The organism is Desertihabitans brevis, assembly GCF_003327535.1.
Taxonomy (GTDB): domain Bacteria; phylum Actinomycetota; class Actinomycetes; order Propionibacteriales; family Propionibacteriaceae; genus Desertihabitans; species Desertihabitans brevis.
Map to the genome: position 1 here is coordinate 1 of NZ_QOUI01000010.1, position 18,708 is coordinate 18,708.

Below are 18,708 nucleotides of genomic sequence, written 5' to 3' on the forward strand. Positions count from 1 at the left end.
CGTCAGGCGAGCTCCACACCCGTCTCGCCGTCAGGCGAGCTCCACACCCGTCTCGCCGTCAGGCGAGCTCCACACCCGTCTCGCCGTCAGGCGAGCTCCACACCCATCGCCTCGGCCAGCCGGCGGTGGGTGGCGGCCTCGTCGGGGCGTCCCAGCCGCTCGAGCGTGCGCACCATCATCAGCCGGGCGTAGGGCTCGGTCGGGTCCTGGGCGAGGATCGTCTCCAGCTCGCGGCGGGCCGGCTCGAGCAGCGCGGCGTGGAAGTAGGCGCGGGCGCTGAGCAGCCGGGCGCTGAGGTTCTCCGGGTGCTGGTCCAGGACCGGTCCCAGGGCGTCGGCAGCGCCCCGGTAGTCGCGCTCGGCGAACCGCCGCTCGGCCATCGCCACCCGCACCGGGGTCAGGTCGTCCATCTCGCTCTCCTCCCGTCTGGTGCGCGACGTGGCCGCCGCCCGGAGCACCGGCGAGCTGCCCGCTCGGCACCGTGTCGGCCTGCGACAACACCGACCGGTGCGCCGCTGTTCCGCGGGCAGACGGCAGCAGCCCACCCCGGCGGACCGGGGTGGGCTGCGGTGCTCACGCTGCGTGCGGCGGCTCAGTCGCGGCTGCTGCTCAGCTCGCGGGACTCGCGTCCGGCGACCTCGTGGCCGTTGCCGCCGTGACCGTCGCCGTCGTGGCCGTCGCCGTCGTGCCCGTGGGAGGCGGCGGCCTCCAGCTCGGCCCGCGTCGGCTTCGACATGTTGTCGCCGTAGAACCACCGCCGGGCCTGCAGCTGGCGCTTGGAGACGCCCTCCGCGGGCAGCGGCGGGTACTCGTTGTGGTGGGTGAGGGTGTAGGCCTCGCCCTGCGAGATCGGCCGGTGGTCCTCGGAGTAGCCGCCGACGGGGGAGCGCTGGATGACGCCGGACTCGCTGCCGTGCAGCAGCCGCTCCTGGTCGGTGCGTTGCAGGGCGATGCAGATCCGCTTGGTGATGATGAACGCCAGCACCGGGCCGAGGAAGACCGCCCACCGCAGCACCACCGAGATGGTGTTGAGCGAGAGGTTGAACATCACGGCGATGATGTCGTTCCCGCCGCCGATCATGAACAGGCTGAAGCAGGTGATGCCGGCGACGCCGAATGCGGTGCGGGTGGCGTTGGCGCGCGGGCGCTCCAGCACGTGGTGCTCCCGCTTGTCACCGGTCAGCCAGGCCTCCACCCACGGGTAGACGCCGAGCAGCACGAACAGCAGCGTCAGCAGGCCGACACCGGGCAGGAAGATGTTCCAGGACCAGGTGGTGCCGCCGATGTGGGACTCCCAGCCCGGCATGATCCGGATGGCGCCCTCGACCCAGCCCATGTACCAGTCCGGCTGCGAGCCGGCGGTGACCTGGGACGGGTTGTAGGGCCCGTAGGTCCACAGCGGGTTGATCTGCATCGTCGCGCCCATCAGCACGGTGACGCCGAAGACGATGAAGAAGAAGCCGCCGGCCTTGGCCATGTAGATCGGGTACAGGGGGTAGCCGACGACGTTCTTGTCGGTGCGCCCGGGGCCCGGGTACTGGGTGTGCTTGTGGTAGACGAGCAGCGCCATGTGCGCGGCGATGAGACCCAGCAGGATGCCCGGGATGAGCAGGATGTGGGCCATGTAGAGCCGGCTGATGATGAGGTCACCGGGGAACTCGCCGTTGAAGACGAAGAACTCCGCCCAGGTGCCGACCACCGGGATCGAGCGGATCAGCCCGTCCACGAAGCGCAGCCCGGTGCCCGACAGCAGGTCGTCGGGCAGCGAGTACCCGGCGAAGCCCTCGATCAGGCCCAGCGAGAGCAGGGCGACGCCGATGACCCAGTTGATCTCACGCGGCTTGCGGAACGCGCCGGTGAAGAAGACGCGCAGCATGTGGGCGAACATCGCGGCCACGAACAGCATGGCCGACCAGTGGTGGACCTGCCGCATCAGCAGACCGCCGCGGATGTCGAAGGAGATGTCGAGGGTGGAGGCGAAGGCCTCCGAGACGGCCACGCCGCGCAGCAGCTGGTAGCTGCCCTCGTACTCGATCTCGGCCATCGACGGCTTGTACCACAGGGTGAGGAAGACGCCGGTGAGCAGCAGGATGACGAAGCTGTACAGGGCGATCTCGCCCAGCAGGAACGACCAGTGGTCGGGGAAGACCTTGCGCAGGAAGTACTTCCCGAGTCCGGCGGCGCCGGTGCGCTCGTCGGCCCACGCGGTGGGGCCGGCCAGCCTCTTGAGCACCGGGCCGGGGACGCGCTCGGGCTCGGTGGGAGGAACGGTGCGTTCCTCCGACAACGCTGCTGGCTTGGCCATCAGGCGTCTCCGTCCTCGTAGTCGTTGCGGGAGTCGCGCTCGAAGTAGCTCGGCCCGACCGGCACCGTGAAGTCGCTGGTCGCGATCAGGTACCCCTCGGCGTCGGTGCTGATCGGCAGCTGGGGCAGCGAGCGCGCGGCCGGGCCGAAGACGACGACGCCGGAGTTGCCGAGGTCGAAGGTGGACTGGTGGCAGGGGCACAGCAGGTGGTGCGTCTGCTGCTCCCACAGCGAGATCGGGCACCCGACGTGGGTGCAGATCTTGGAGTAGGACAGGATCCCGTTGACGTGCCAGCTGGAGCGTGACTCGGGGATGGTGATGGAGTTCGGGTCCATCCGGACGACGATGATCGCCGCCTTGGCGCGCTCCACCTGCAGGTGGTGGCCGTGGAACTCCTGGAGGTTCTCCGGCTCGGCGTTGACCAGCTGGCCGATCTCCAGGTCGGCGGCCAGGATCGGCTCGTAGGTGACGTCGTTGACCAGCCGGACGCCCTCGCCCCAGATGGTCCGCTCGATGGTCTCCGCGCGCACCCGCGCCGTCGGCCACGGGCCGAGGTCGGCGAGCAGCACGGCCGCCGGGGCCACCAGCACGCCGAGCGCACCGAGCAGGCTGCGCCCGATCAGCTTGCGGCGACCGAGGTTGGTCTCCTGCAGGCCCTGGTAGACGATGTCGATCGCCGCGGTGCGGGTCTCGGCCGAGGAGGCGGCGGTGTGGCGCTCCTCGGTGCGCTCGGTGTCGTCCATGAGCAGCCGGGCCCACTGCACCGCGCCCACGCCGATCAGCAGGATGGCCAGGCCCAGGGTGAGCCCGAGCAGCAGGTGCTGGGCCATGTAGTGGTTGGAGCCGACGTCGATGAAGACGTCCTGGGGGACGGCGAAGTAGATCACCACGAAGGCGATCGCCAGCACCGGAACCAGGGCGAAGCAACCCACCACGAAGGTGTAGGCGGAGCGGCCGGCGTCGGGGTCGGCGTCGGTCCAGCGGGGCGGCTCGTGCTCGACGCCGGGGTTGTCGACGGGGAAGCGCTCGTCGTCCGAACGTGTCGTCCCCGCGGACGTGCGGGTGTCGCGGACCGAGATGTCGGACCCTCCGGTGTGGCTCACTTGCGCGCTCCCTTCGAGGCGATCCAGACGGCGAAGAGGCACAGCCCGCCGATGCCGACGATCCAGGCCCACAGACCTTCCGAGACCGGACCGAGGCCGCCGAGGGTCAGACCGCCGGTGGGCTCCTCCTCCAGCGACTGCAGGTAGGCGATCATCATCCGGACGTTCTCGTCGGTGATGACCTCCTCGGAGAAGACCGGCATCTGCTGGGGACCGGTGCGCAGCGCCTCCCAGATGTGCTTGGGGGTGACGCCCTCCAGCGGCGGGGCGTACTTGCCGTTGGGCAGGGCGCCGCCGCTGCCGGCGAAGTTGTGGCAGGCCGAGCAGTTCGTGCGGAACAGCTCGCCGCCCTCGGCGATCTGCTCCGCGGTCAGGCCCTCGGGGTCGTACTGGGCCTCGGTGGGGATCTCGGGGCCGGGACCGAGGCTGGCGACGTAGGCCGCCATCGCGTCGATGTCCTCGCGGGAGAAGATGTTCTCCTTCTGCGGGGCCTGCTCCACCGGGGCGGCCAGCGGCATCCGGCCGGTCTCGACCTGGAAGTCGACCGAGGCGGCGCCGACGCCCACCAGGCTCGGACCCTCGCTGCTGCCCTCACCGTTGAGCCCGTGGCAGGAGGAGCAGTTGACGGCGAACAGCGCCCGGCCCTCCTCCACCTGGGTGGACGTGCCGGCGTCGGCGGAGGACCGCTCGTCCGGCACGGCGACGGTGTAGAGCGCGCCGGTCAGGAACAGCGCGGCCACCAGCAGCAGCGGACGCACGGCGCGGTGCCGCCTCCGGGAGGAAAGGAACTTCACGGGCCAACCTCTCTGGTCTTGCACACGATTCGGAGCGGGACGCCCAGACGGATGCGCGCGTCTACTACTCATTGTAGGAAGTAGATCACGCCGAAGAGCAGGATCCACACCACGTCGACGAAGTGCCAGTAGTACGACACCGCGACGGCCGCCGTGGCCTGCTCGTGGGTGAACGTGCGGGCCAGGTAGGTGCGGCCCAGCAGGAAGAGGAAGGCGATGAGACCGCCGGTCACGTGCAGGCCGTGGAAGCCGGTGGCGAGGTAGAAGACCGAGCCGTACACGTCGGAGGACAGCGTCACGCCCTCGCTGAAGAGGGTGGCGTACTCGTAGACCTGGCCGCCGATGAAGAAGGCGCCCATGGCGAAGGTGAGGAAGAACCACTCACGCAGACCCCAGGAGGCGACGTTCCACAGCGGCCCGGTCCGCTTGACCCGGGAGTTGCCGTGCTCGACGGCGTTCACGCCGAGCTGGCAGGTGACCGAGGAGAGCACCAGTACGATGGTGTTGGCGAGGGCGAACGGCACGTTCAGCATGCTGGTGCCGTGCTCCCACAGGCTGGTCTCCACACCGGCAGCCGCCGCCTGGGCGTCGGTGACGCTGCGGGTGGTGAAGTAGGCGGCGAAGAGGCCGCCGAAGAAGAGCAGCTCCGAGGCCAGCCAGATGATGGTGCCGACGGCCACGGTGTCCGGACGACCCGGGATCCCCGACATCCGCGAGCGTGCGATCGGGTGCAGGCTCCCGTGCGGGACGCCGGCGGCGGTCGTGGGGTCAGTCGTCGTTGCCACGGGGTCATTATGGTCACATCCGCCCCCCGCTGCCACGCGGGGAAGGGCCCGGCAGGGGGTGGCGACCCGGGCGGTCGGGTGCCCGGGGGGCGGGGTCGACCCGCTCCGGCACGGCGCCGAGGCCGCCAGCGGGCCGGGGCACTAGCATGCCGAGCACCAGCAGGCGCCCCAGCACATGTGAGGAACCTCATGTCCGACGAGCACGTCCACGCGGCCGAGCACGAGGCGGCCACCCCGCTGCGGGTGGTGGTCTACTCCGACGACCGCACCACCCGTGAGCAGGTGCGGCTGGCGCTCGGACGCCGGATCGCCGCCGACCTGCCCCCGGTGCACGTCGTCGAGGTCGCGACCGCGCGGGCGCTGCTCGACGTGATGGACGCCGGCGGCGTCGCGGTCGGCGTGCTCGACGGCGAGGCGAGCCCGGCCGGCGGGATCGGGATGGCCCGCCAGCTCAAGGACGAGGTGCAGCAGTGCCCGCCGCTGCTCGTGCTGGTCGCCCGGCAGCAGGACGCCTGGCTGGCCACCTGGTCGCACGCCGAGGCCGCGCTGGCCTACCCGCTGGACCCGGTGCGGCTGCCCGAGGTGGTTGCCGACCTGGTCCGCTCCGGTCGCACGTCGGCGCCGAGCGCGAGCGCGTCGCGGTCGTGAGCGCCGCACCGGCGCCGGCCCTCACCTGGCCGGACGTCCTCACCTCGCTCACCCGCGGTCACGACCTCGACCCGGAACGGGCCCGGTGGGCGATGACCGAGATCCTCACCGGGCAGGCCACGACGATCCAGATCGCCGGGTTCGCGGTGGCGCTGCGGACGAAGGGCGAGACGGTCGAGGAGCTGTCCGGGCTGGCCGAGGCGATGCTCGAGCAGGCCACCCCGGTGCCGCTGACCGGCCCGCTGGTCGACGTCGTGGGCAGCGGGGGGGACCGGGCCAACACCGTCAACATCTCGACCATGGCCGCGCTGGTGGCCGGGGCCGCCGGTGCGCCGGTGGCCAAGCACGGCAACCGCAGCGCCAGCTCGGCCTGCGGCACCGCCGACGTGCTGGAGGAGCTCGGGGTGGTGCTCACCCTCTCCCCGGAGCAGCAGCTGGAGGTGATGGCCGAGGTCGGCATCGTGTTCCTCTTCGCCCCCCGCTACCACCCGGCGCTGCGGCACGCCTCGGAGGCGCGCAGCGGGCTGGCCGTCCCCACCACCTTCAACTTCCTGGGCCCGCTGGCCCACCCGGCCCGGCCCTCGGCCCAGGCGGTCGGGGTGGCCGACGCGCGGATGGCGGGCCTGACCGCCGGTGTGCTGGCCGGACGCGGCGTCTCCGCGGTGGTGTTCCACGGCTCCGACGGGCTGGACGAGCTGACCACCACCACCGACTCCCTGGTCTGGCTGGTGCGCTCGGGGCAGGTGCACCAGACCCGGCTCGACCCGGCCGAGCTCGGGCTGTCGCGCGCCGAGCTGGGCGACCTGGTCGGTGGGGACGCGAAGGTCAACGCCGCCGTGGTGCGCCGGCTGCTCGAGGGCGCGACCGGTCCGGTGCGCGACATCGTGCTGCTCAACGCCGCGGCCACCCTGCTCGCCGCCGAGGGCCCCGACCTGGAGCGCCCGGTCGCCGAGCAGCTGGCCCCGCGGCTCGCACGGGCGGCCGAGGCGGTCGACAGCGGCCGCGCGGCGACGCTGCTGGAGCGCTGGGTGCAGGCCACCCGGCGGGTCTCCGGCGCCTGAGTCAGCCCAGCACGCCGAGGAGTCCCGCGGCCAGGAACGGCCCGGCCACCAGCGCCGGGCCGTAGGGCATCGCCGCCCCGCGGCCCCGCAGCCGGCCGAGCACGGCCTGCAGCGCACCGCCGGCGGTGCCCAGCAGCAGGGCCAGCCACCACCCGTCCCAGCCCAGCGAGCCCGCTGCCAGGCCGACCAGCGGCACCAGCCGGACGTCGCCGAAGCCGATGCTGCGGCCACCGCCCCAGCGCCATACCGCCCAGAACAGCCCGGTGGTGACGGCGGTGGCGAGCACGGCGACCAGCACGTCCGCGAGGGGCAGCCCCGCCAGCAGCGCCGTCGCGACCCCGACCCCGCCGAGGACCCAGCCGGCCCAGCACAGCTGGCGGGGGATCCAGGTGGTGGCGGCGTCGACCACGGCGCACGCGGTGCCGGCGGACAGCACGGCCCACCACAGCGGCGAGGCCGCCGGCGGCACCGCGAGCAGCACCACCACCGCACCGACCAGGGCCACCACGCCGTGGGCGAGCACGGTGACCGGCCGGACCAGCGCGCGGTAGCCCGGCCCGTCCTCCCCGGGCGGCGCCACCGGCTCCGGCAGCCGGAGCAGGACCAGCGGCAGCGCGACCACCGCGGCCGCCGCGAGCAGCACCGAGCTGGCCCGGAGGCTGGCGGTGAGCAGGTCCACGGAGGCTCCCCTGGGTCGGCGCTGGCGTGCAGGTCGGACGGTGCCGCGGTCGGGGGGCGTCCCTGGCGAGCGGCGTGGCGGGTCAGGCGGCGTCGCGGACGGTGGCGCGCGCGTCCTCGACGGCCGCCGCCAACAATGCCGTGCGGGCGGTGCAGAACAGCGCCGACCCGTCGAGCAGCGGCACGACCTCGGCCGGGCGGAGCTGCAGGCAGCGGGCGAGCTCGCCCGGATCCAGGCCCTGGGCGTGCAGCCGGCGCAGCCGTCGGGACGTGGTGGTGGCCTCGACGTGGCGGCTGGCCAGCGCGGTCAGCCGGGCCGGTGTGAGGGCCAGCAGCCGGGCCGCCGACTCGGCCGGCAGCCGTCGCAGGGCGCGTCCGGGCTCGCCGGGACGTCCGTGCAGCAGGGCCCGCACCAGCGCCGGCTCGACGCCGGCGTGCAGGGCCAGCGCGCGCCACGGCACCCTGGCGACGGTGAGCAGGTGCTTGACGTGGGCGCGGAAGGGTGCGGCCAGCACCCACCGGTGGTCGGTCGTCAGGATCATGTCGTCCTCCTCGGGTCTTCACGGGAGAAGGCCTCGCCAGGAGGGCGGACATGAGCCTGGAGCGGGTGATCTACCTCACACGACGGAGGTGACCGGGGACGACGACGCCCCCGCGACCGGGTCGCGGGGGCGTCGGGAGGTGCGTCAGCGCTGGGCCTTGGTGAAACCGGCCGCCTCGGCGGCGGTCTCGTCGGTGAACCAGACGTCGGCGATGGTGCGGTCGTACCCGCCGGTGCCCGGGGTGTGGTACTTCATCGACCGCTCGTTGCCCTTGATGGTGAAGCCCTCCGGCGGCTCGCTGCCGATGTAGGCGTTCGCGCCGTACTTGGTGGCGCTGGCGCCCTGGTCGGGGTCGACCCGGTCGACCTTCTCGGCCACGGTGTCGGGCTCGGCGGGCTCGGTGCTCGCCTCCGCCACGGCCTCCTGGGCGGTGCCGGCGGGGCTGGTCGGGGCGTCGGAGGACGTGGTGGTGCTGCCGGCCGGGCTCGCGGTGGTGGTCGTCGAGCCGGCGTAGGGGGCGCTGGGCTGGTAGGTCTCCCAGCCGGAGTCCTTCGGGCCGAAGACCTTCTTGAACAGCACGAAGGCCACCCCACCGACGGCGGCGATGATCGCCAGGCGACGGAACCAGCGGCCCTTGCTCTTCTTCTTCGGCTTCGGCAGCTCCAGCTCACCCTTGAGGGCGGCCACGGTGGCGGCCCCGCGGGAGGTGGCGGTCTGGGCCAGGTCGGTCTCGGCAGCGCGCTCGAGGAGCTCGCTCAGCCGGGGCAGCAGGTCGTCCTGCATCTTCTCCCGGGCGGTCTCCACCGCCGGGGAGACCTTCTCCAGGGCGTCGTTCAGCTTCGGGCCGAGGGTCTCGACGGCCTGGTGGGCCGCGACGGCGGAGGCGACCTTGGCCTGGTGGGCCAGCGGACCCACCTTCTCGCCCGCCTTCTCGACGTAGGGAGCCAGCTGCTCCACGTAGTCGGCGACAGCCTTCTGCGCCTTCTCGGCGACGTCGGCTCCACGTTCTGCGGCCGTGTGAGATGTCTCTGCGGCGGCGCGCAAGACCTTGTTCTTGCGGGACACGTTTCCTCCGAGGGGGTTGTCGTTCACTCCACGCTGGAGTCCCGCCAGCCTAGCGGCGCGGTCGGGCCACCGGCCGGGGGCGGCCGGCGGGACGGCCGGGGCCCTGCGGCGTCCGACGCCGGCTACGGGCGCGCCGTGACAGGATGGACCGCGTCCGAGCCGGCCGCGTGCCGGCGCAGCGAGTGAGAAAGGCAGCCGCGTGGGTCAGACCGCAACCCTGCACACCAACCACGGCGACATCGTCATCGACCTCTTCGACGACCACGCCCCGAAGACGGTGAAGAACTTCGTCGGGCTGGCGACGGGGACCCAGGAGTACCTGGACCCCGAGACCGAGCAGAAGACCACCGGCCGCTTCTACGACGGGCTCACCTTCCACCGGGTGATCGACGGCTTCATGATCCAGGGCGGGTGCCCGCTGGGCACCGGGACCGGCGGCCCGGGCTACACCTTCGCCGACGAGTTCCACCCCGACCTGAGCTTCTCCAAGCCCTACCTGCTGGCGATGGCCAACGCCGGGCCGGGCACCAACGGCTCGCAGTTCTTCATCACGGTCGGCCCGACCCCGCACCTCAACCGTCGCCACACCATCTTCGGCGAGGTCACCGACCCGGCCAGCCAGCAGGTGGTCGACGCGATCGCCACGGTGCCGACCGGCCGGATGGACCGCCCGGTGGAGCCGGTGGTCATCGAGTCGGTCGAGATCGCCTGAGCCGGGGTTGAGCCAGCCCGTCGGCGCGCGGCCGGAACCCGGTCCCGCGCCCTGCTACCGACACCCCGACCGGCTGACCCGGATCTCCTGCCAGCGCTGCTCCCGCCCGATCTGCGGAGAGTGCATGGTGGAGGCCTCGGTCGGGTTCCAGTGCCCCGACGACGCCCGCCGCAGCGGCGGTGTGCGCCAGCCGAGGACCCGCACCGGTGCGCCGCTGCAGGTGGGTGGCCGGCCGCTGTCGCAGTACTCGGCCGCGGTGATCCTGGTGGGGATCAAGGTGGTGGTCGGGCTGGCCGACCTGGTCACCGGTGGGGCCGTGCAGGCCATGCTGGCCTCGGTCAACTTCCTGGTCGGGGCCGGTGAGGTGTGGCGGCTGGTCACCCACGCCTTCACCTCAGGCAGCCTGCTGACGCTGGCGATCAACGCCCTCTTCCTGTTCTTCATCTGCCGCTCGATCGAGGCCGAGATCGGGCGCTGGCGGATCATCGCGGTCTACCTGCTGTCGGCGCTGGGCTCGGGCGCGGTGCTGTTCGCCCTCGGCAGCCCGACCGGGGTGCTGGCCGGCGGGCTGACCGCGGTGCTCGGCCTGCTGGCGATGAACACCGCGCTCAAGTTGCGGCGTTCGGAGGACATCAAGCCCGACCTGGTCTTCCTCGCCATCCTGGTGGTGTTCAACCTGGTGATCGGCGGGTTCTCACGCGACGTCCTGGGTGTGGTCAACCAGCTGCTCGGCATCCTCGGCGGGGTGGGCTTCGGCTTCGCCGCCGGCTGGGTGCTGGGTCACGGTCCGCGCGAGGGCCGGACCCGGCGCCAGGTGCTCGGGCTGAGCGGGCTGGCGGTGCTGGCCCTGGTGCTGGTGGGCGCCCGGCTCGCGCTCCAGCTGGCCTGACGACCGTCCCACTCGGACCGGATGGGACGGTCAGCCGATCGGACGGTGCGGCACCGGCACCGCGGGGACCTCCGGCGGCTGGGTGAGCACCACGACCAGCACGCAGGCCACCACGGTGAGCACGACCAGCGCGCCGAGCAGCAGCACGGTGCGCGGGCGCAGCGGTGCCCGGGTCTCGGGGACGACCGCCGGGGCCGGGAGGTCGTCCACGCTCACTCCGCGCCGAGGGAGAAGGCGGCCTCGAGGTCGTGGCTGGAGTAGGCCCGGAAGGCGATGTGGGTCTCGGTGCCGACGACACCGGCCACCTTGTTGAGCCGGTCGGCCACCACGGCGGCGATCTCGTCGTGGCTGCGGACCCGGACCAGGGCGATGAGGTCGATCGAGCCGGTGACCGAGTACACCTCGGAGACGCCCGGCAGGGAGGCGATCTCCTCGGCCACCTCGGGGATCCGGCCGACGTCGGCCTGCACGAACACGATCGCGGTGATCATGGGGCGATCCTAGGGGAGAGGTCGGTCGGCGCCATGTGCAGCGGCCAGCTCCAGTCGCCGTCCATCTCGATCAGCCGCACCCCGGGCTGCTCCATCCAGTCCGCCAGCCGCTCCACCTCCTCGGTCAGCGAGGCGGGCTGGGCCGCGGTGGGGGTGCGCACCGTCTCGGCGACGGCCACCGCCGAGCGGGCCACCGCCTGCGGCACCTCGCCCGGGACGGCCAGGGCCGCGGCCGCCAGCCGTCCCCAGCGCAGCACGTTGATCTCCCAGCCGGCCTCGGTGCGGCGGGCGGCCACCACCTGGCGGCAGCGGCGCAGGCTCTCCACCCGCTGCTGGCGGCGGACCGCGCGCTGCAGCGCCTCAGCCCGCGAGCGGACCACCGCGGCCTCCTCGAAGCGCTGCTGCTCGGCCAGCCGGGCGAGCCGCCGGGCGGTGCCGGAGAGCACGGCGCGCAGGTCGGTGCCCATGCTCGCGCGCACGTCGTCGACCACCTCGGCGTAGGCCTCCCGGTCGACGCTGCCGTCGCAGGGGGAGCAGCAGCGGCCCATCCCGGCCAGCGCGCAGGCCGACCCGTCCTGACGCAGCCGGATCCGCCCGGTGCAGCGGCGCAGTGGGTGCACGTCCTGCAGGCAGAGCAGCGCGAGCTCGGCCTCGGCCCGCCCGCGGAACGGACCCAGGTAGGTGGCCTCGTCGTCCTGGCGCTGGCGCACCACCGACAGCCGGGGGAAGGCCTCGACCGTCACCTTCAGCCAGAGCTGGCGCTCGGGGTGCTTGGAGCGCCGGTTGTAGCGGGGGCGGTGGGCGGCGATCAGCCGCAGCTCGAGCATCTCGGCCTGCAGCGCGGTGCTGCAGGAGATCGTCTCCACCCCGGTGGCGACCCGGATCATCTCCTCCATCCGCGGTCGCCGCTCGGCCGCGGTGAAGTAGCTGCGCACCCGCGAGCGCAGGTTGACCGAGGTGCCGACGTAGAGGACCTCGCGCCCGTCGCGGGCGGGACGCCCGTCGCCCGGGGCGCCGTCGGTGTGGAAGAGGTACACCCCCGGCCCGCGGGGGACGTCGGTGGCCCAGACCCGCTTGGCCCGGCGCTGCGGCGAGACCCGCCGGGTCAGCTCGACCAGGTCCTCCACGGTGTGCACCCCGAGGTTGCCGACCCGCTCGAGCAGGCCGTGCAGCACGTCGACGGTGGCGCGCGCGTCGGTCAGCGCCCGGTGGTTGGGGGTGGTGGGGCTGGCGAAGTGGCGGGCCAGCGTCTGCAGCTTGTGGTTGGCCACCTCGTCGCGGAGCAGGATCGAGCGGCTCAGCGCCACCGTGTCGAAGACCCGCGGGGCCGGCCAGGGGTGGTCCAGCCGCTCGCAGGCCCGGCGCAGGAACCCGACGTCGAAGGACGCGTTGTGGGCCACCCAGGTCGCCCCGGCGGCGAACTGCAGGAAGCTCGGCAGCACCGCCGCCAGCGGGGGAGCGGTGGCCACCATCCGGTTGGTGATGCCGGTGAGCACGGCCACCAGCGCCGGGATGGGCTGGTCGGGGCGGACCAGCGTCTGGAACTCACCCAGCACCTCCCCGCCGCGCACCCGCACCGCGCCCACCTCGGTGATCGAGCAGTCCTCGGTGCTGCCGGTGGTCTCCAGGTCGACGACCACGAAGTCGACCTCCGACAGCGGGGTGCCGAGGTCGGCGAAGGACGGCTGCAGGACGGGCGCGGACATGGGGCGGACGCTAGGTCGGGGCTCTGACAGTCCCGTGCCCGCGCCCCGACCCCGCAGAGCCCCGTCCCGCAGAACTGTCAGTGGCGCCGGTCAGGGTGGGGGCCATGGACTCGCTGAGGATCGACTGCGACAGCTGCGCGGTGCGCGGCACCGGGTGCGACGGGTGCGTCATCTCCGTGCTGATGGGCTCCCGCCCCGACGAGGAGCCGGTGGTGCTCGACGGTGACGAGCGTCGCGCGCTGACGGCCCTGGCCGGGCACGGCCTGCTGCCGCCGCTGCGGATGGCGCCACGCCGGGAGTCGACCGGCTGAGTGTGATCCAGATCACTCCGCCCATTTCCTGAGAAGCGCTCAGCGTGCGTTTGGTGTCCGCCCCGGGGTGGCTTAAGGTGAGCGCGGTGTGACGGGCCGACGACGGCCCGAACCGTCAGCGCCGGCCCCGTGCCGGCCTGTGGGTGTCGATGAAGGGAAGATCTGCGTGACCGCTCGTCCTCGTCCGGCTCTCCGGGCTCGTTGGGCCGTCCGGGCCGCGGCCATCGGCTGCGCTGCCGCCCTCGTCGTCCCGCTGCAGGGGCTCTCGGCCACCGCCGACCCGCTGGAGGACGCGCGTGAGCGGGTCGAGGCGCTGCAGATGGAGGCCGCCGCCCTCGACCAGGACTACGCCGCCGCCCAGGAGCGCCTCGAGCAGGCGAAGCAGCGGCTCGCCTCCAAGGAGGACGACCTCTCGCGCCAGCAGGACGAGGTCGAGGAGATGCGCGACGACATCAGCCGGATCGCGCTCGCCCAGTACCAGGGACGCCACGTCGTCGACCCGACCACCCGGCTGCTGCTCTCGCCCGAGTCCGACACCTTCCTCAGCCGCTTCGCCACCGTCGAGAAGGTCAACGAGAACCAGAACGCGGCGCTGCAGGCCTTCCAGACCGAGCAGGCCAACCTCGAGGACCTGCGCCGGGCCACCGAGGCCGAGGTCGCCGAGATCCGCACCAGCGAGTCCGACATGTCCGCGGCCCGCGAGGCCTCGCAGCAGAAGGTCGCCGAGGCCGAGGCCGAGCTGCAGCGGCTGACCGAGGAGGAGCGCCGGCGGATCGCCGAGCAGGAGCGGGCCGAGGCCGAGGCGGCGCGGGAGGCCGCCGAGGCGGCTGCCGCCGAGGCCGAGGACGACACCGACGGCTCGGACGACGACGGCGCTGACGACGCGGACGCTGACGACACCTCCACGCGCAGCGAGCGCGCCTCGCGGGACGGGTCGCGCGACGACTCCGACGACAGCGGCCGCTCCTCGTCCGGCAGCTCCTCCAGCGGGTCCAGCAGCTCGGGCGGGTCCAGCAGCTCCGGCTCGGGCAAGGCCGCCGACGCGGTGGCCTTCGCCAAGGCCCAGATCGGCAAGCCCTACAGCTACGGCGCGACCGGCCCCGGTTCCTACGACTGCTCCGGGCTGACCGGCGCGGCCTGGCGCTCGGCCGGGGTGAGCCTGCCCCGCACGTCGCAGGGCCAGTACGGCGTCGGCCGGTCGGTCTCGAAGTCGGAGCTGCAGCCCGGTGACCTCGTCTTCTACTACGGCGGGATCAGCCACGTGGGCATCTACGTCGGTGGCGGTCAGATCGTGCACGCGTCGCGGCCGGGCAAGCCGGTCGGCTACGCCTCGCTGAACTCGATGCCGTTCGCCGGTGCCAAGCGCGTCGGCTGAGACCACCCTCCTCGTCACCAACGACTACCCGCCCCGCCTCGGCGGGATCGAGACCTTCGTGTCGGCGGTGACCGAGATGCTCGACCACGACGTGGTGGTGCTCACCTCCAGCCACCCCGGGGCGCAGCAGGTGCGGGTGCCGCACGCCGTGCACCGCGCCCCGACCCCGGTGCTGCTGCCCACGCCCGCCACCGCCCGGTACGCGGTCGAGGTGCTGCGGCGCACCGGTGCCACCCGGGTGCTGTTCGGTGCGGCTGCCCCGCTGGGGCTGATGGCCGGCCGGCTGCGCCGCGCCGGCGCCGAGCGGGTCGTCGCGCTCACCCACGGCCACGAGGCGTCCTGGGCCCGGGTGCCGCCCGGGCGGCAGGCGCTGCGCCGGATCGGGGCGCAGGTCGACCACCTCTGCTACATCTCCGAGCACACCCGGCGCGCCATCGCCCCGGCCCTCGACCCGGCTGCGACCGGTGCCCTGGTGCGGCTGCCGCCGCCGGTGCGCACCGACCGGTTCCACCCCGCACCCCGCCCGACCGACCGCCCGCCCCGGGTGCTGGCGGTCTGCCGGATGGTGCGACGGAAGGGGATCGACACCCTGCTGCGGGCCTGGCGGCTGGTGCTGGGTGAGCGCCCGGGCGGCGTCCCGCCGGAGCTGCTGCTGGTCGGCGACGGACCGCGCCGGGCGGCCTGGCAGCAGCAGGCCGAGCGCGAGCTCGGTGCCGGTAGCGGGGTGCGCTGGCTCGGGGGAGTGGAGCACCAGCAGGTGCCGGCGCTGATGCGCACCGCCGACGTGTTCGCGTTGCCGGTCCGCTCCGAGCTGGGCGGGCTCTCGGCCGAGGGGCTCGGGGTGGTGCAGGTGGAGGCGGCCGCGAGCGGGCTGCCCGTGCTGGTGGGTCGCTCCGGCGGTGCACCCGAGACGGTCCTCGACGGCGTCAGCGGGTACGTCCTCGACCCCGAGGACCCGCGGGTGTGGGCCGACCGGCTGCTCGAGCTGCTCGCGGACCCGGGCCGGCGCGCCGCGATGGGCGCGCGCGGCCGTGAGCACGCCGAGCGACGCTTCTCCTTCGACCACGACCGGCGCGTCCTGCGCGGTCTGCTGGGCCGGTGAGCGACCTCGGGCTGGCCACCGTCGAGGCGCACGCCTTCCTGCGCGTCCCGGCGGCCGTCCTCGCCGAGCGGCTGGCGCGGCCGTCCGCGATCGCCCGCTGGGCCCCGCGGCTGAGGGTGGAGGCGTTCGACGACCGCGGCCCGGACGGGCTGCGGGCGGTGGTCAGCGGCGAGCTGGTCGGCCACCTCGAGTGGTGGCTGGAGAGCCACCGGCACCCGCCGGGCACCTACGTCCACTTCTGGCTGCACGGCACCGCCACCGCCGGCGGGCCGCGCCGCCCGGCCGGTCGCCGCTGGTGGCGACGCCGGCGCGAGCGGCTGCTGCTGGAGGCGACCCTGCGGCGCTGGCGGGCGGCCCTGCGCGACCTCGGCGACGAGCTCGCCGACCGCGGGGCCGCGCCTCAGTAGTAGCGGACCGTCGCCCGGCCGTTCGCCCAGGTGATGGCGCCGTGCTCGAAGGCGCTGACCCGCGAGCCGTTCGGCCCGGCCTTCTCCGACGACAGTGGCAGCCCGAGCCGGGAGGCCTCCGCCCCCAGCTCGCGGTACTTGTCGTTGATCCGGCCGTAGACCTCGCGGGTGCGGCCGTCCACCCAGTAGAAGGTGGACTTGGTCAACCGCTGGACCGGGACCCGCTTGGTGCGGCTGGTCTGCTCGGGTCCGGTGGGCACGCCGCGCCCGTACTGGGCTTCCTGGTCGAGGCGGCGGTAGTGGTTGGCGAATCCGCCGGTGAGGGCGGTGGTGCGCCCGGTCCAGAAGGTGCGGCCCTTCTCGAAGTCCTGCACCGGGATGCCCAGCCGGCGGTGCGGTGCCTCGTCCGTGGTCGGTGCGCCGAGGGAGTCCCGCAGCCGGCTGTCGCTGCGGTAGGCGTCCCAGAACCCGCCGCGGACGACCCGCGCGCCGTGCTGCTTCGTCCACAGGATCGCGCCGCCCTCGAACTCGCTCATTCGCGAGCCGTTCGGACCGGCCTTCTCCGTCGACAGCGGCAGCCCGAGCACCGAGGCCTCGGCGCCCAGCTGGCGGTACTTGTCGTTGATCCCGCCGTAGACCTCGCGGGTGCCGCCGTCCACCCAGAAGAAGGTCGCCTTGCTCAGCCGCTGGGTCGGCACCCGCTTGGTGCGGCTGGTCTCCTCCGGACCGAGGGGGATGCCGCGCTCGGCCTGCTGGGCGTCGGTCAGCCGGCGGTAGTGGTTGGCGAAGCCGCCCCCGAGAGCGGTCGTCCCGCCGTCCCAGAAGGCGATCCCGGTCTCGAAGTCCTGCACCGCGACGCCGAGCCGCGGGTGGCGGTGCTCCGCCGCGCGCGGCGCCCCGAGCAGCTGGCGCATCCGGCTGTCGCTGCGGTAGCTGTTCCAGAAGGCGCCGCGGATCTCGTGCGACCCGCGGGGCTTGCTCCACACGATCGCGCCGTGCTCGAAGGTGTTGGAGCGGGTGGCCGAGGTCGGCCAGGCGCGCTCGTCGGTGGTCGGGAACCCGAGCACCGAGCGCGCGGTGCCCAGCGCCCGGTAGCGGGTGCGGATGCTGCCGGTGGTCCAGTGCACACCGGTGCGGGAGGAGGCGAAGAGGTCGTGGTTGCGGAACTCGCGCCAGGTGCCGCCGGCGATGGCCTGCTCGGGGGCGACCGGCCACCCCAGCACCCCGTCCGGGCCGCCCATCGCCTGCCAGCGCTCGCCGATCGGGGTGGTCGGTGCGGGGGTCGGCGTCGGCGTCGGCTCGTCCTCGACCGACCCGTCGATGATGGCCTCGACCCGGTCGCGCAGCCAGCCCATCTTGGCACGGACGTAGCGGCCCGGGCAGGCGGTCGACATCACGTCGCCGTGGCCGGCGATCCGGTTGATGTACTTGCCGACCAGGGTGACCTTGCCCTGGGGGTCGCGGCCGTGCAGGGACAGCTTCCAGGCCAGCACCTGCGCGCCCGCCTCCAGCATCGCCGCCGGGGCGGCGGCGGTCTCGTAGTTGCCCATGAAGGAGATGCCGACGGTGTCGGTGTTCCAGGAGGTGGCGTGGGCGCCCATGATCGGACGGTCGACGCCGCCGGCCCGGCCCTCGAAGACCTGGCCGTACTTGTCGATGAGGAAGTTGTAGCCGATGTCGCACCAGCCCAGCGTCCGCGTGTGGTAGGCGTAGATGCCGCGCACGACGCCCGCCGACTGCTCCCGCGTGTAGGAGTTCGAGCCCGCGGTGTGGTGCACGATCGCGGCCTGGATGGTGGAGTTCACCCGGTTCGCGCCGCAGCGCCAGCTCTCGTCGGCTCCCCAGCCGGCCCGGCTGATGTAGGCCGGACGGGGGACCACGCTGCCGGCGGCGCGGGCGGTGCCCGGAGCGGCCTGGCGGGTGAGGACGGCCGGGGCCTCGAAGCTGCCCGGGTCGATCAGGGCCACCTGCGGGTCCTCGACCTCGGCACCGCTGACCCGGACCTGGACGCCGTCGGACTCACCGACGTAGACCGGGTCGGTGCCCGTGCGCTCCTGCCCGGAGACGGCGTCGGAGACCGGTGCGGTCTGCCAGCTCGACCAGCTGCCGTCGCTGCGGGTGCGGAACTCCACCTCGGGCTCGACCTCGACGTCCGAGCCGTCCCAGGTGACCCCGAGGGTGGAGAAGGACGGGGTGCTCTCGTCGGTGAGCTCGGCGACCACGGTGTCCTCCTCGACCTCCACCGACTGCTCGCGGGTCTGCCGCGACCGGGCCTGGGCACCGGCCGAGGGGCTGGGCTCCGGTGATGCGCTGGGCTCCGGTGATGCGCTGGGCTCGGGGGAGGCGCTCGCGTCGGGCGATGCGTTGGCCTCGGGGGAGGCGCTCGGCTCCGGTGACGCGCTGGCCTCAGGTGACGCGCTGGCCTCGGGGGAGGCGCTGGCCTCGGGCGTCGGCGCGGCGTCGGGTTCGGTCACCTCCAGGGCCAGCTCGGTGATCTCCACCTCGGCCGCCTCCGGTTCGGCGACAGCGGGGGTGGCCGGCAGCACCGCGACGCAGAGCGCGGCGGCGGTGAGCAGGCTCGCCAGCGCCGGTAGCGGACGGACGGACAGGGTGCGACGGGGGAAGAGCACGACAGGCCTTTCGGGACGGACGCGGCGGTGCGAGACGACAGCGACCACGGTGCCGGTCCGAGCGGACCGCGACGACATCCCCCGAACGTGTGCCCGTCCACCGT

Annotated in this window: 20 protein-coding genes; 8 read left to right on the plus strand and 12 right to left on the minus strand. The window is 73.6% G+C overall.

What is annotated here, in order from left to right; translation table 11 throughout:
* Positions 1 to 86: 86 nt before the first annotated feature.
* The 5 genes from DT076_RS14810 to ctaE all read right to left on the minus strand — a co-directional run bounded on the left by DT076_RS14810 (position 87) and on the right by ctaE (position 4,987).
* Positions 87 to 410, minus strand: coding sequence for a tetratricopeptide repeat protein (locus tag DT076_RS14810; RefSeq protein ID WP_114127485.1), 324 nt, complete (start codon positions 408 to 410; stop codon positions 87 to 89).
* 182 nt (positions 411 to 592) lie between these two features.
* Positions 593 to 2,305: a cytochrome bc1 complex cytochrome b subunit gene (gene qcrB / locus DT076_RS14815; RefSeq protein WP_114127486.1), complete on the minus strand. Its 1,713-nt coding sequence runs from the start codon at positions 2,303 to 2,305 to the stop codon at positions 593 to 595.
* Positions 2,305 to 3,384: a cytochrome bc1 complex Rieske iron-sulfur subunit gene (qcrA, locus tag DT076_RS14820; protein WP_114127634.1), complete on the minus strand. Its 1,080-nt coding sequence runs from the start codon at positions 3,382 to 3,384 to the stop codon at positions 2,305 to 2,307. The genes qcrB and qcrA overlap by 1 nt, the downstream gene beginning before the upstream one ends.
* 20 nt (positions 3,385 to 3,404) lie before the next feature.
* On the minus strand, positions 3,405 to 4,202 hold the full coding sequence (gene qcrC, locus DT076_RS14825; RefSeq protein ID WP_114127487.1) for a cytochrome bc1 complex diheme cytochrome c subunit: 798 nt from the start codon (positions 4,200 to 4,202) through the stop codon (positions 3,405 to 3,407).
* A gap of 68 nt (positions 4,203 to 4,270) precedes the next feature.
* Entirely contained in the window at positions 4,271 to 4,987 is a 717-nt protein-coding gene (gene ctaE, locus DT076_RS14830; protein ID WP_456073042.1) for an aa3-type cytochrome oxidase subunit III, read from the minus strand.
* Between the two features lie 189 nt (positions 4,988 to 5,176).
* On the opposite strand from ctaE, the gene DT076_RS14835 reads away from it, so the two are divergent.
* A complete protein-coding gene (locus tag DT076_RS14835; RefSeq protein ID WP_114127489.1) occupies positions 5,177 to 5,635 on the plus strand; it encodes a hypothetical protein in 459 nt (152 codons plus the stop codon).
* Positions 5,632 to 6,696, plus strand: a complete 1,065-nt coding sequence (trpD, locus tag DT076_RS14840; RefSeq protein ID WP_114127490.1) for an anthranilate phosphoribosyltransferase — start codon at positions 5,632 to 5,634, stop codon at positions 6,694 to 6,696. Before DT076_RS14835 ends, trpD begins: the two co-directional genes overlap by 4 nt.
* A gap of 1 nt (position 6,697) precedes the next feature.
* On the opposite strand, the gene DT076_RS14845 is transcribed toward trpD, so the two are convergent.
* From DT076_RS14845 to DT076_RS14855, 3 genes are all read right to left on the minus strand, one after another.
* Positions 6,698 to 7,375, minus strand: a complete 678-nt coding sequence (locus DT076_RS14845) for a hypothetical protein (protein ID WP_114127491.1) — start codon at positions 7,373 to 7,375, stop codon at positions 6,698 to 6,700.
* 82 nt (positions 7,376 to 7,457) lie between these two features.
* On the minus strand, positions 7,458 to 7,916 hold the full coding sequence (locus DT076_RS14850; RefSeq protein ID WP_114127492.1) for a hypothetical protein: 459 nt from the start codon (positions 7,914 to 7,916) through the stop codon (positions 7,458 to 7,460).
* Positions 7,917 to 8,060: 144 nt separating this feature from the next.
* Complete coding sequence (locus DT076_RS14855) at positions 8,061 to 8,981, minus strand: sunset domain-containing protein (RefSeq protein WP_147264157.1); 921 nt, start codon at positions 8,979 to 8,981, stop codon at positions 8,061 to 8,063.
* Between the two features lie 199 nt (positions 8,982 to 9,180).
* On the opposite strand from DT076_RS14855, the gene DT076_RS14860 reads away from it, so the two are divergent.
* Positions 9,181 to 9,693 (plus strand): peptidylprolyl isomerase, encoded by a 513-nt coding sequence (locus tag DT076_RS14860; protein WP_114127494.1) that lies wholly within the window; start codon positions 9,181 to 9,183, stop codon positions 9,691 to 9,693.
* Between the two features lie 124 nt (positions 9,694 to 9,817).
* Positions 9,818 to 10,582, plus strand: a complete 765-nt coding sequence (locus DT076_RS14865) for a rhomboid family intramembrane serine protease (RefSeq protein WP_114127495.1) — start codon at positions 9,818 to 9,820, stop codon at positions 10,580 to 10,582.
* Between the two features lie 30 nt (positions 10,583 to 10,612).
* Here the strand turns inward: DT076_RS14865 and DT076_RS14870 are convergent, their stop codons facing one another.
* Genes DT076_RS14870 through DT076_RS14880 form a run of 3 tightly spaced genes read right to left on the minus strand, consistent with a single transcriptional unit; the run spans position 10,613 to position 12,779 of the window.
* On the minus strand, positions 10,613 to 10,792 hold the full coding sequence (locus DT076_RS14870) for a hypothetical protein (RefSeq protein ID WP_114127496.1): 180 nt from the start codon (positions 10,790 to 10,792) through the stop codon (positions 10,613 to 10,615).
* A gap of 2 nt (positions 10,793 to 10,794) precedes the next feature.
* Positions 10,795 to 11,073, minus strand: coding sequence for an Lrp/AsnC family transcriptional regulator (locus DT076_RS14875; protein ID WP_114127497.1), 279 nt, complete (start codon positions 11,071 to 11,073; stop codon positions 10,795 to 10,797).
* A complete protein-coding gene (locus tag DT076_RS14880; protein ID WP_114127498.1) occupies positions 11,070 to 12,779 on the minus strand; it encodes a DEDD exonuclease domain-containing protein in 1,710 nt (569 codons plus the stop codon). Before DT076_RS14880 ends, DT076_RS14875 begins: the two co-directional genes overlap by 4 nt.
* A 104-nt stretch (positions 12,780 to 12,883) precedes the next feature.
* On the opposite strand from DT076_RS14880, the gene DT076_RS14885 reads away from it, so the two are divergent.
* From DT076_RS14885 to DT076_RS14900, 4 genes are all read left to right on the plus strand, one after another.
* Positions 12,884 to 13,090, plus strand: coding sequence for a hypothetical protein (locus tag DT076_RS14885; protein WP_114127499.1), 207 nt, complete (start codon positions 12,884 to 12,886; stop codon positions 13,088 to 13,090).
* Positions 13,091 to 13,256: 166 nt separating this feature from the next.
* Positions 13,257 to 14,465 (plus strand): C40 family peptidase, encoded by a 1,209-nt coding sequence (locus tag DT076_RS14890; RefSeq protein ID WP_233493982.1) that lies wholly within the window; start codon positions 13,257 to 13,259, stop codon positions 14,463 to 14,465.
* On the plus strand, positions 14,446 to 15,567 hold the full coding sequence (locus DT076_RS14895; protein ID WP_114127500.1) for a glycosyltransferase family 4 protein: 1,122 nt from the start codon (positions 14,446 to 14,448) through the stop codon (positions 15,565 to 15,567). The genes DT076_RS14890 and DT076_RS14895 overlap by 20 nt, the downstream gene beginning before the upstream one ends.
* Positions 15,564 to 15,974, plus strand: a complete 411-nt coding sequence (locus DT076_RS14900) for a hypothetical protein (protein WP_114127501.1) — start codon at positions 15,564 to 15,566, stop codon at positions 15,972 to 15,974. Before DT076_RS14895 ends, DT076_RS14900 begins: the two co-directional genes overlap by 4 nt.
* On the opposite strand, the gene DT076_RS14905 is transcribed toward DT076_RS14900, so the two are convergent.
* Positions 15,968 to 18,604, minus strand: coding sequence for an N-acetylmuramoyl-L-alanine amidase (locus tag DT076_RS14905; RefSeq protein WP_158548157.1), 2,637 nt, complete (start codon positions 18,602 to 18,604; stop codon positions 15,968 to 15,970). The two genes, DT076_RS14900 and DT076_RS14905, sit on opposite strands and share 7 nt — an antisense overlap.
* Between the last annotated feature and the right edge of the window lie 104 nt (positions 18,605 to 18,708).

Coding starts and splice junctions, on each gene's coding strand:
- DT076_RS14850 (WP_114127492.1), bottom strand. CDS start 7,916: ATGATCCTGACGACCGACCACCGGTGGGTGCTGGCCGCACCCTTCCGC.
- DT076_RS14885 (WP_114127499.1), top strand. CDS start 12,884: ATGGACTCGCTGAGGATCGACTGCGACAGCTGCGCGGTGCGCGGCACC.
- DT076_RS14875 (WP_114127497.1), bottom strand. CDS start 11,073: ATGATCACCGCGATCGTGTTCGTGCAGGCCGACGTCGGCCGGATCCCC.
- DT076_RS14865 (WP_114127495.1), top strand. CDS start 9,818: ATGGTGGAGGCCTCGGTCGGGTTCCAGTGCCCCGACGACGCCCGCCGC.
- DT076_RS14835 (WP_114127489.1), top strand. CDS start 5,177: ATGTCCGACGAGCACGTCCACGCGGCCGAGCACGAGGCGGCCACCCCG.
- qcrB (WP_114127486.1), bottom strand. CDS start 2,305: ATGGCCAAGCCAGCAGCGTTGTCGGAGGAACGCACCGTTCCTCCCACC.
- DT076_RS14810 (WP_114127485.1), bottom strand. CDS start 410: ATGGACGACCTGACCCCGGTGCGGGTGGCGATGGCCGAGCGGCGGTTC.
- DT076_RS14880 (WP_114127498.1), bottom strand. CDS start 12,779: ATGTCCGCGCCCGTCCTGCAGCCGTCCTTCGCCGACCTCGGCACCCCG.